At 51.2% G+C, this 11,584-nt stretch carries 11 protein-coding genes; all 11 read left to right on the top strand.

Annotated features, from left to right (window positions below; translation table 11 throughout):
- Positions 1-21: 21 nt before the first annotated feature.
- A complete protein-coding gene (locus tag LLF78_06620; protein MCE5202165.1) occupies positions 22-1,230 on the top strand; it encodes a potassium transporter Trk in 1,209 nt (402 codons plus the stop codon).
- A gap of 18 nt (positions 1,231-1,248) precedes the next feature.
- Positions 1,249-1,965, top strand: coding sequence for a TrkA family potassium uptake protein (locus tag LLF78_06625; protein ID MCE5202166.1), 717 nt, complete (start codon positions 1,249-1,251; stop codon positions 1,963-1,965).
- Positions 1,966-1,999: 34 nt separating this feature from the next.
- On the top strand, positions 2,000-3,088 hold the full coding sequence (locus LLF78_06630; protein ID MCE5202167.1) for a phenylalanine--tRNA ligase subunit alpha: 1,089 nt from the start codon (positions 2,000-2,002) through the stop codon (positions 3,086-3,088).
- A gap of 12 nt (positions 3,089-3,100) precedes the next feature.
- A complete protein-coding gene (gene pheT / locus LLF78_06635) occupies positions 3,101-5,533 on the top strand; it encodes a phenylalanine--tRNA ligase subunit beta (GenBank protein ID MCE5202168.1) in 2,433 nt (810 codons plus the stop codon).
- Positions 5,534-5,578: 45 nt separating this feature from the next.
- The gene (locus LLF78_06640; GenBank protein MCE5202169.1) at positions 5,579-5,869 is read left to right on the top strand and encodes a hypothetical protein; all 291 of its coding nucleotides are present in this window, start codon (positions 5,579-5,581) and stop codon (positions 5,867-5,869) included.
- Between the two features lie 18 nt (positions 5,870-5,887).
- The gene (locus LLF78_06645; protein ID MCE5202170.1) at positions 5,888-6,163 is read left to right on the top strand and encodes a cell division protein ZapA; all 276 of its coding nucleotides are present in this window, start codon (positions 5,888-5,890) and stop codon (positions 6,161-6,163) included.
- Complete coding sequence (locus tag LLF78_06650) at positions 6,160-6,792, top strand: CvpA family protein (GenBank protein MCE5202171.1); 633 nt, start codon at positions 6,160-6,162, stop codon at positions 6,790-6,792. The genes LLF78_06645 and LLF78_06650 overlap by 4 nt, the downstream gene beginning before the upstream one ends.
- 5 nt (positions 6,793-6,797) lie before the next feature.
- Positions 6,798-9,155: a Smr/MutS family protein gene (locus LLF78_06655; protein ID MCE5202172.1), complete on the top strand. Its 2,358-nt coding sequence runs from the start codon at positions 6,798-6,800 to the stop codon at positions 9,153-9,155.
- A 3-nt stretch (positions 9,156-9,158) separates the two neighbouring features.
- Positions 9,159-9,947, top strand: a complete 789-nt coding sequence (locus LLF78_06660) for an EF2563 family selenium-dependent molybdenum hydroxylase system protein (protein ID MCE5202173.1) — start codon at positions 9,159-9,161, stop codon at positions 9,945-9,947.
- Positions 9,948-10,108: 161 nt separating this feature from the next.
- Entirely contained in the window at positions 10,109-10,939 is an 831-nt protein-coding gene (locus LLF78_06665) for a PstS family phosphate ABC transporter substrate-binding protein (protein MCE5202174.1), read from the top strand.
- 160 nt (positions 10,940-11,099) lie between these two features.
- Positions 11,100-11,584, top strand: a 485-nt coding sequence (locus LLF78_06670; GenBank protein MCE5202175.1) for a phosphate ABC transporter permease subunit PstC, incomplete at its 3' end; no start/stop codon positions are given.

An 11,584-nucleotide genomic window follows, 5' to 3' on the forward strand; every position in this document is an offset into this window, starting at 1 on the left:
AATTACATTTATCACATGCCTATGGCTCCTGTGGATGCACTTTTTATGTCTACGTCGGCAGTCTGTGTTACGGGACTTGCAACTATAAGCGTAGGGGGCGATATGGGGATCGTCTCACAGTTTATACTTCTTCTGCTGATACAGGTCGGCGGTCTTGGCTTCATGACAGGTATGATGCTGCTCACCCTGGCAGCAGGCAGGAGAATAGGGATCAAAAGCAGAATATCCTTTCTTTGGGGGTTTGGTATAGAAGGTGTCCATGGAGCTGTCAAGCTTCTGATGATAATTATCAAGTACACTTTGTCCGTTGAATTTATTGGAGCAATATTTCTCTTTTTTGGTTTTATACTGCACGGAGAACATCTTACAAATGCTGCCTACTACGCAGTATTCCACTCCGTAAGCTCATTCTGCAATGCGGGTTTTTCTCCTTATGTTGATGGGCTGGAAGGGTTTTATCTTTCTTTTATCGTTCCGGGGACGACTATGTTTTTGATCGTACTCGGCGGCATAGGGTTCCCTGTATTTGCCGAATGCTGGAGTTGTATCTTTTCTCGAAAAAGGCTGTCTCACTATTCTATGCTTGTCCTGTTTCTTACGTTCTGGCTTCTGACTGCCGGAACTGTCATGATCGTTATTTCCGACTGGAACGGTGCCCTGTCCGGCATGCCCGGATGGGCCAGATTATGGAATGCGCTCTTTGCGAGCGTTACGACAAGAACAGCCGGGTTTGACACGATCGCTCCTGTAAAATTCTCGGGACTTGGGCAGGCAGTGATGATTATACTGATGGTTATAGGTGCTTCCCCGGCTTCCACAGGAGGAGGTATAAAAACAACGACTCTTGGCGTCCTTGTGATATCTGTATGGAATGAGCTGCATGGCAGAAGCGAGACTACGTTCCGACATAGGAGAATATCCCCTGCGACGGAGAGAAGGGCACTTGCCATCGCTTTTGTATATATTGCCACCTTCCTTACCGGTTCAGCCATTTTAGCAGTGCTTGAAAATATGCCATTCAACAAAATCATTTTTGAGGCGGCTTCGGCAATGGGAACGGTGGGATTGAGCCTTGGGATCACCCCTCATTTCTCAGTTGCTGGTAAAATAGTGCTTGTAATGCTTATGTTCTGGGGCAGGGTAGGAATACTCTCGTTCTTTGCATCAATTGTTTCCATAGATAAGGGACCTAAAATCAGTTACTCTGATACCCAAATTCCTGTAGGATAGAACAAAGGGGATATTTAAATGGCGCAGGACAAAAAGAGTTATCTTATAGTAGGGCTCGGGCGCTTCGGAATCTCACTATGCGATAAACTGGCTGAGCTCGGGCAGATAGTTATCGGAGTCGACTCCGTAGAGGGACCGGTAAACGAGATGGCTGACAGGATAGATGTGGCAGCTCAGGTTGAGGTTTCCGACGAAAACGCACTGATAAAGGTCGGGGCCAAAGAGGTTGATGTTGCCATAGTCACCATCGGGGAGGCGGTTGAAAACAGTATACTGTGTACCTCTATTCTGGTCGATCTGGGTGTGCCTCTAGTCATCGCCAGGGCTTCCAATGCACTGCACGCAAAAGTCCTCAAGAGGGTAGGCGCACACAAGATAGTTTTTCCTGAGTGGGATATGGGGTACAGGGTGGCTGAAAATCTTGTATATCCCTGGTATTCGAGTTTTACAAGGGTGGAGGGCGGCGATTTTGTCTTTGGAAAAGTCTCCCCTCTTCCGGAGATGATAGGCAAAAGTATGACTGAACTGCGATTTTCACAGAGATATAATGTGGTAGTCGTACTGGTTGAAAATAACGGGAAACAGACAGCGCCTGTATCTACCAGGCCGTTTGAAGGATCAGACAAACTATGGATACTTGGACATAAGCAAGATATGGACAAACTTATAAAAAAGAGTGACATGTCCAATTTCATCGATATTCAGGATCTTAATTTGACAGGCACGGTACAGTAACGGAGGCCGCCGCATATACTGGAGGAATGGTTAAGTGTTCGATGAACTGACAAAACAGGGTATGAAAAAGCTTGCGGAAACAGGTTTTTTCGAGCGGCTTGAGAAGCTTAAGAAATCAGGGATGGATAAAATATCCGAGACATCTTTTGCTGACGATCTCCAGCTTGTCCGCGCCAACCTTCTTGGTCGCAAAGGAGAGGTCACGGAAATACTCAAGAGCGTAGGGCAGGCTGCGCCGGAGATAAGAAAAGTTCTGGGCCAGGCTGCGAATGAGGTCAAGGAGATACTGAACGCGGCCATTGACGAGAAGCAGGAGGAACTGCTGAAGAAGGCATCGTCGGTGGAAGGGTTTGCGGATATAACACTTCCCGGCATCGAGCCGTTCCATGGAGGTCTCCATCCCATAACCCAGATGTGCTACGATCTGAACGATGCGTTCCGCTCGCTTGCATTTGAGGTATTCTCCGAGCCTGAGATAACCAGCGAGCTATACGCCTTTGATAACCTTAATTTTGCTCCGGAACATCCTGCGCGAGACAGCATGGATACATACTGGCTCAAGGACCACGAGGAGGAGCACGGGGCGAAACGCCTTTGCCTCAGGCCGCACCTCACGGGTGCGAGTGTCCGCTATCTGCAGCAGCATGGAGCCCCGGCACGTTTTGTATACCCCGGAAGGGTCTACCGGAACGAGACGACAGATGCGCGTCACGAGAGGGCTTTCTTCCAGTACGAAGCATTGATAGTCGACAGGGATTTCTCTTTCGCGTCCGGTAAACTGCTAGTGAAAACGGTATTGGACAAGGTCTTCGGGCGTGATGTTGAAGTTCGTATGAGAGTAGGCTTTTTTCCGTTTGTAGAACCCGGCTTTGAGATCGACATGCGCTGTCTCGTGTGCGGCGGGGAGGGTTGCAGGGTCTGCAAGCACGTCGGCTGGATCGAGGTCATGCCCGGAGGCACTCCGCACCCCAATGTGCTCAAGGCCGCCGGACTTGATCCTTCGGTATGGTCGGGCTTCTACGTCAACATCGGGCTCGACAGGCTTGTAATGATGCGCTACGGAGTAGATGATGTCCGCCTCTTCCACAGTGCCGACCTTCGCTTTCTCAATCAGTTCAAATAGGAGACGGATGATATGAAACTTTCACTTAACTGGATAAAAGAATATGTTGACCTGCCTGAAAATCTTACCATGGAGAAGCTGTCCCACGACCTTACTATGTGTACTGTCGAGGTGGAGAATGCGGTAAACATCGCAGACAGCCTTGGCGGCCTTGTCGCAGGACGCATAATAACAGTTGGACCGCACCCGGATGCCGATAAGCTTCGCATCTGCACTGTCGACGTAGGCGACATCGCTCCGAGTACCATTGTGTGCGGCGGTGTGAACCTTGCCCCCGGGCAGCTGACAGTAGTTGCAAAGCCCGGTGCTATGGTGCGCTGGCACGGAGAAGGCGAGCCGGTGGAGATAAAGCCGGCCAAGCTGCGCGGAGTTATGAGCTTTGGGATGATATGTTCCTCCGGAGAAATAGGCCTCGGGGACTTATTCCCTTCAGCGCAGCCGGCAGAGATAATGGACATCACCGAGTTTGATGTGAAGCCGGGCACTCCTGTGGCTGAGGCGCTTGAACTTGATGATACGATCCTCGAGATAGACAACAAGTCAATGACTAACAGGCCGGACCTGTGGGGGCACTATGGCATGGCACGCGAGCTGTCCGCAATTTACGGCTGCACGCTTAAGCCTGTCGGGGCAGTGGAGCTCCCTTCTGCGTCAGACGGACTTTGTGTGGTTATAGACGACCCGGAGCGCTGTCCCCGATATGCAGGACTGGTATTCAGGAATATAAAAAATATCACCTCTCCTTTCTCACTGCGCAGCATGCTCTGGCGCGTGGGCATAAGGCCGATAAATCTCCCTGTCGATATCACTAATTATGTGATGCTTGCCACAGGACAGCCGACGCATGGATTTGACAGAAAACATATCAGCGGAGATATACACGTGAGGAAGGCGGCAGAGGGTGAAACATTGGAGCTTCTTGACGGAGAGGTGCTTGACCTAACTACGGAGGACCTTGTAATAGCGGATAGAAAGGGCCCGATCGCGCTTGCCGGGATCATGGGCGGCAGGTTTGATTCTATACTTCCCGAGACAACTGAGCTCATCCTTGAAATCGCCAACTTCAGTCCCTTGGGAGTGCGTCGCACCGCGCAGCGTTTTGACATAAGGACGGAGGCATCCTCACGCTACGAAAAGGGGATAGACACGCAGCGGGTGGATGAAGCGGCAGCCGTAGCGGTGTCTATGTTTAAGACTGAGTTCCCTGATTTTGTCTTCTCCGGATATGTCGACAATTATCCCGTTCAGCCTGATAACGCGAAAGTTGAAGTTGAGCTTTCATTCCTCTGTAAGAGGCTTGGCAGGGATATCACAGTAGATCATGTAAAGGAAAAGCTTGGCCGCCTTGGTTTTGCCGTCGCCGCCAATGGCGATCGACTGGTTGTCGAGGCGCCTTCATGGCGCTCAACAGGAGACATATCTCTGCCTAACGACATACTGGAGGAAGTCGCGCGCCTTATGGGCTACGAGAACTTTGAGTTTATCCCTCCGGCAATCGTTCTTGAAAAGTCTGTGAACCAGAGAGTTCCTGACACGGAACGCGCTGTGCGCGAATACCTTGCATTCCGCTGCGGCATGCAGGAGATATTTACATATCCGTGGATCGGGGACGAATATATTGCCGCATCAGGCGCTGATACGTCTGAAATGCTGAGCATATCCACACCTCCGTCCCCGGAAGAGAGCCGCCTGCGTTCGACACTTGTACCGGGCCTGCTTAAGGCTGTCTTCACAAACCTCCGTTATTTTGATAACTTTCGCCTGTTCGAACTCACGCAGGTATTCTTTGATAAAGATTACCACAGCATAAACGATCCGGCGGAGATGCTTCCCCTTATGCCTCGCCATCTTGGGGGGGCCTTTGTCGGTACCGACCCAAGGACTTTGTTCCGCGAGGCAAAGGGTGTGCTTGGATACATGCACAGGGGGGCGCAGATCGAAGCCCTGTCATTTGCTCAGGTTACGAAGCCGATATGGTCGGAGGATAAGCTATGGACGAATATACTTTGCTGCGGAGAGGTGATCGGAGATATGGGACTGGTGTCGCCGAAGGCGGCGCGAAGCTCCGGCATCAAGCGCGGTCTTGCCGTACTCTTTGAACTTGATGCAGAAAAACTCATTCCGCTTGCCTCGCGCCATAACGTATTCAGACATCTGCCCGAATATCCTCTTGTCAACTTTGATCTTTCGATAGTCTTTGATGAGAATGTGACATGGGCGGAAATATATGAAACTGCGTCAAAGGTTGAACTTGTAAAGGAGATCCGCTTCATTGACGAATACCGCGGAGCGCAGGTCGGGGCAGGAAAGAAATCCGTGACGTTCCGCACCTGGATCGGTTCTGACGAAGGTACGCTCACGTCTGATAAAATTGATACCGTGACAAAACAAATGGTTAAGAAAATAAGTAAAAAATTTGGCGGGGATGTCCGCGGAGCCTTATAGTCTGGTAGAATTTGGACAGGATATTCCACAAGGGGGGGTGCCTCTATGTTACAGCAGTTTGAACAGATCGAAAATGCAATAGGAAGACTTGAGAATATGATAGCCGTGATGAAGCGAGAGAATGAGGAACTGGCAAGAGAGGTTCATGAGCTCAAAGGCATCATTGATGACAGGGATCTTGAGATACTTCAGCTCCAGGAAGAGGCACAGAAGAGGGCCTCTGAGGATGATTCGGAAAAAAATGCGATAAAGAACAGGCTTGAGGGACTTCTTGGGCGCGTCATTGCAATTGCACCGGAGGAGAAAAAGGAAGAAAACTCCCATCCGCAGGGGTAGTTGGACAGGAGTCTGATCATGGACGAAGCCGCAGGCGTTAGGAAGCTGGGAGATGGTAAATACACCTTTATCGTCGGGAGGCAGAGATACACTCTGACAACTCCCCTTGATGAAGAGCGATTTGCCCGCGTGGTCTTTGATGTTCAGGCCATAGTTGATTCATTCCCGCTGAACCTGAGCCAGGAGGACCGACTTTTTCTTGCGCTGATGTCCCTGTCGAATCAGATGGACGAGGTATGTTGCCGTTTGGAGATGCTTACCCAAAAAACTTTGCATACAGGGGATATTGATTGAGTATTGTCGGGTGGCACGTGATCGATATATTTTTCATTTTCCTCGGATGTTATTTTGTCATCCGGGGATGTTTTCGTGGTTTTGTCGGGGAAATGCTCAACCTTGCCGGTTTTATCGGGGCTATTTATGTCTCGTTCAAGTTTTCAGGGGTCCTTGGTTCAATAATTGCCGGGGCTGCTGGAATAAACATTTATGCGGCCCAGCTCCTTGCCATGGTTTTGGTGTGGATCTCGATAACCATTGCTGTTGCAGTCCTCCGCCGGGCCATAAGAGGCCTGCTGTCCGCAGTCAGCTTAAACGGCATCGACAGGCTGCTGGGGGTATTCTCGGGCCTGCTCAAAACAGTCATCTTCATCTATGTCGTGCTTATCGGCGGCCTGCTGATGGCTCCGGTAGTCAATCCTACATGGATGACCGAAAGCGACACGCTTCGCTATGCCGGGCGGCATTGGACAGAGGTTCGGCAGATACTCGTGGACTTCAAACTCCTGCCGCATGCTGCGGAGCTTCCGAGCGGCACGCTCGAACAGATACTGCGGCCGTACCGCACCGGCAGCGGCGGCCCTGAGGGGTATGTCCCCGGCAGCGGCAGAACACACATTATGCGGCACATCGGAGATAGGGTCTGACCTCAATGTTTGCAGAGCATACGGCTTACCATAGCCTTGAGATACAAAAAATCATAGAGCTTATCACTAAACACTGCAGAAGCGAACTCGGTGTGGCCGCTGCTTGCCGGATAGTGCCGGCACAGGATATGGACGGCCTTCGCAGGAGACAGGAGCTTTTTAACTCGGTTGAGGGATACAGGGCTTCAAAGGGCGAGCTTCCCTGGAATAATAGGATAGCGCCAGTGGGGGAGCTTCTGGAGGAAGCTGCCGAGGCAGGGTTCCTTACCGGCGAAGAGCTTCTTAAAATACGCATAGTGCTGGCCTTGTCAATGCAGCTCAGGGAAACATTAAACTCGGAAAAGGGATCCTTTCCGTCCTTTTCAATGCTGGTGCGCGATCTGCGCGATTTCACAGAAGAAATAGGGGCCCTGTCTGTCCTGGATGATGACGGGCGTCTCTACGACTCTGCGTCGGAGAAATTACGCGATGTCCGTGCGGCAATGCGCACGCTTCGGGAGACGATCCGCCGCAAGGGGCACGCCATGCTCAATGATCCGGCCATCTCAGGGATGCTTCAGGAACGCGTGCTTGCTCTGCGCAACGGAAGGCACGCGTTCGTTGTCAGGCAGGATGCGCTCAGTACGTTCCCCGGGATCGTAGTCGACCGTTCCGGTTCCGGCAGCAGCGTCTACATGGAGCCGCACTCACTTATCATACTCAACAACGAATACAGCTCTAACCACAGCGCGGAGATGCACGAAGAACAGCGGATACTGAGAAGCCTGACCGCTAAGATGCTTGCAAAAAGAAAGGGCATTTTGGATGCCGAGGCAGTGCTGGGTACTATTGACCTCTTCTATGCCCTGTCCGAGAAAAAACGCATTGACAGGTGGAACATGCCTGAGATTTTGCCGCGCAAAAGTTTTAATTTCTGCGGCGCAAGGCATCCGCTGCTCTTTGAGCGGGCTGTGCCTATCGATATAAGCTGTGGTGATAAATTCAAAATACTTGTGATAACAGGCCCCAACACCGGAGGTAAGACAGTGGCGCTGAAAACTGTCGGAGTCTGTATTATTCTGGGCTGGATGGGGTTTCCGATACCGGCTTCTGAGGGGTCTCAGCTTGGCGACATAGGAGAACTCTTTGTCGATATAGGTGACGAACAGAGCATAGAGCAGAGCCTGTCGACGTTCAGCGCGCATATAACGCACATAGCGGAGATACTTGGCATGGTCACTGACCGCTCGGTAGTCCTGCTTGACGAGCTTGGGGCCGGAACAGACCCGGATGAGGGCGCTGCGCTTGGCATCGCGCTTCTGGACTGGCTGCGCGAAAAAAGAGTGCTTGTGCTCGCCACTACCCACCACAACCCGATAAAACGATTTGCGCTTGCGACTGATTCCATCGAGACTGCAAGCGTTGAATTCGATACTGCGACCCTCTCTCCCACCTATCGCATTTTGATAGGCATTCCGGGGCGCAGCAATGCGCTTCTCATTGCAGGCAAGCTTGGGATGCCGGAGGCCATAATCAGGAGGGCGCAGTCGGCGATGAGCGGAAGTGAAGTATCTATGGAAGACCTTATAGGAGAGCTTCATGAAAAACGTGCCGCGCTTGAAAGGGAAAACAGGGAGGTAGAGGCCTCACGCAAAAAATTGGAAGCTCTCAAGGCAGACTACGAATCACGGATAAAGGCAATAGAAGAAAAACGTGAAGAGCTTATAGCGGGCGCCGATAAAAAAGCACTCAGCATAGTGCGTAATGCGGAAAATTCGGCGCGAGCCCTCATAAAAAACATGGAGACAGCAGAGGCGGAATCATCTGCCAGACGTGAGCTGGAGAAAAAACGCAGCCACTTTGCCATCATAGAAAAATCCGCGTTAAGGCGTGAGGATAAAAAGATTGCCAGGCAGTCCGTAGCCGTGTCTGCGGATGTGCTTAAAGCTGGGGATGCGGTCCAGATAATAGGGACGAAGGGGATAGCCTATGTGCTTGAGCTAAGGGGCAAAAAAGTGCTTGTGCAGGCCGGTGCGGCGGAAGTTGAAGTCCCGCTTGCAAAGCTTGCGCGTGTCGCACAAAGTGCAATTCCAGCCGCCGCTGCGCCTGTTCAGATAAAAGTTTCGCGCCCTGTCGGAGTCCCAAGCTCGATCATGGTGCGCGGTATGACGATAGATGAAGCCCTTCCGATGGTCGAGCAGTACCTTGACCAGGCATACCGCGCCGGTTACGATACCGTCACTGTTATACACGGGCGAGGCGAAGGCATACTTCGCCGTGAGGTCCAGGCTCTCTGCAAACGTATACCATACGTTATTGAACATAATCTTGGAGGTCCTGGCGAGGGCGGTTACGGTGTCACAATAGTCAGGTTCAGGAGGTAAAAGATGGGAAGTGCACGAGGGCTTGCAATTGTGCGCGGCGGCGGAGACCTTGCCACGGGAATAATATACAGGCTTTACAGGGCAGGTTTCACAGTTGCAGTACTTGAATGCGAAAGGCCGCTTGTAGTGAGGCGCATGGTATCCGTGGCCCAGGCAGTGTTCGACGGAGGGTTCTCTGTTGAAGGGATGAGAGCGGTAAAAAGGCGATCGATAGAAGATATTGACCCTGATATAGTCAATGTTTTTGTAGACCCTGACGGAAGAAGTATAGATATATTAAAACCGGATATACTTGTAGATGCGATAATGGCGAAGCGTAATACAGGCACCGGCAGGGACATGGCTTCTCTTGTCGTAGGAATAGGCCCCGGCTTCACGGCTCCCGATGATGTGCATTTTGTAGTCGAGACTAAGCGGGGGCACTCGTTGGGACGCCTGATAAAAAATGGTTCGGCTGTGCCTGACACCGGTATTCCGGATGTGGTGATGGGCAGCGGAATTGAGCGCCTTCTTCGCTCTCCTGCCGACGGAGCGCTCAAACCGTTAAAAGAGATAGGGGATCTTGTCCAAAAAGGCGATTATATCGCCGAGGTCTCAGGTATGCCTGTCACAGCCCGGATAAGCGGAGTTCTGCGCGGACTGATACACAAATCAGTCGCACTAAGAAAAGGCATGAAAATAGGCGATATAGACCCGCGCGGCGACCGCACATTCTGCTTTACAATATCTGACAAAGCCTTATCTGTTGCCGGCGGAGTAATGGAGGCGGTATCGCTTCCAAGAAAATCATGATTGAATGCTCCTGCCATAGCATGGCACAGGGCGCCGGCATATAATATTCCGGTCATATTCTTTGCTTTCATTTACCGTTACATATCTGTTACAATTACTACACACGCTGTTAACTTTTACCCTCTATACTTCGTATAACACAGAAAACAGGAGGAGATAAGATGAAAAAAGTTATTGCTGTAATGGCAGGTTTAGCGGTTATGATATTTGCATCCGCAGCGTTTGCAGGGCAGATAGTTATGGACGGTTCAACAACGGTGCTGCCCTTCGGACAGGCAGCGGCAGAGCAGTTTATGAAGCAGAACCCCGGTGCAAAGTTCTCTGTCTCAGGCACCGGAACAGGTAACGGGTTCAAGTCGCTTGCAGGTGGGAAGACGCAGATAGCGATGGCCTCGCGCTTCATCAAAGATTCGGAAATAAAGGCGTGCATGGACAATAAGATCTATCCTGTCCCGTTTGCGGTCGCGCTGGACTGCCTGGTCCCTATAGTGCATCCTTCGAATCCCGTTAATTCACTTACAAGAGCACAGCTTAAGGACATCTATTCCGGCAAGGTCACAAACTGGAAACAGGTCGGAGGAGCAGATGCTCCCATAGTGGTAGTCGGACGCGACACGAGCTCCGGTACGTACGGAACATGGCAGGAGATGATCATGGACATCGGCAGCAAGGAGCGCGTTACGCCTAAGGCTCAGGTGGCATCTTCGAGCGGAGCAATGATGACGGTCATCTCGCAGAACAAGAACGCGATAGGATATGATGGCATGGGCTATGTGAGTAAATCTGTCAAGGCTCTCTCTGTTGACGGGATACACAGCTCGGCTGCCGGAGCGCGCAGCGGCAAGTACCCGCTTTCACGCTATCTGTTTATGTTCACTAACGGCTGGCCTGAGGGCGAAGTCCTTGATTTCATAACATTCATGCAGAGCGAAGCCGGACAGAGGATAGTCAACAGCAAAGGGTTCGTATCACTTCAGGACATAAAAAAATAGACATAAAACTCTGTTGGGCGCGTGGGTAATAGCAATGGCCCCGCGCGCCCAACAATGTCATGTCAGAAAACAAGCCGGCTGAGCCGGCCTCTTCGTTTTATTTAAAGGCACACAGGAAATGCGCTATATGCGCATAACCGCATGGAGGACGATAGACGATATGAAGAAAAAAAACCCTCTTCAGAAAAGCATTGACACCGGGTTCGGAGGCATAGGCGACAAGATCGCGTCCCGGCTGGTTTTCTGTGTCTCGACTATCGGTATCCTGCTCATGGTATTTATTCTCGGATTTCTGATTATAAATGGTCTGCCCGTACTGAAAGATGTCTCACTGATCGAGATATTGTTCGGTTTTGACTGGTATCCGGTAGAGACCCCCCCTGTGTTTGGGATGTTCCCTCTTATTGCCGGCACTCTCGCCGCCACTCTTTTGGCGAGCGCGATTAGCCTGCCCGTCGCAGTTGCGCTTGCGGTATTCACTGCTGAAATCGCGCCGAAAAGCATAAGGAGTTTCCTCAAAGTGATGCTTGAACTGCTGGGTTTTCTACCGTCGATAGTCCTGGGTTTTCTCGGCATGATGGTGCTTGCTCCATGGATGCAGGAAAGCCTTAATATCGCAACAGGCCTGAATCTGTTGACTGCTTC

The sequence above is a fragment of the Synergistaceae bacterium genome, assembly GCA_021372895.1.
In the GTDB taxonomy this organism is placed as follows: domain Bacteria; phylum Synergistota; class Synergistia; order Synergistales; family Synergistaceae; genus JAJFTP01.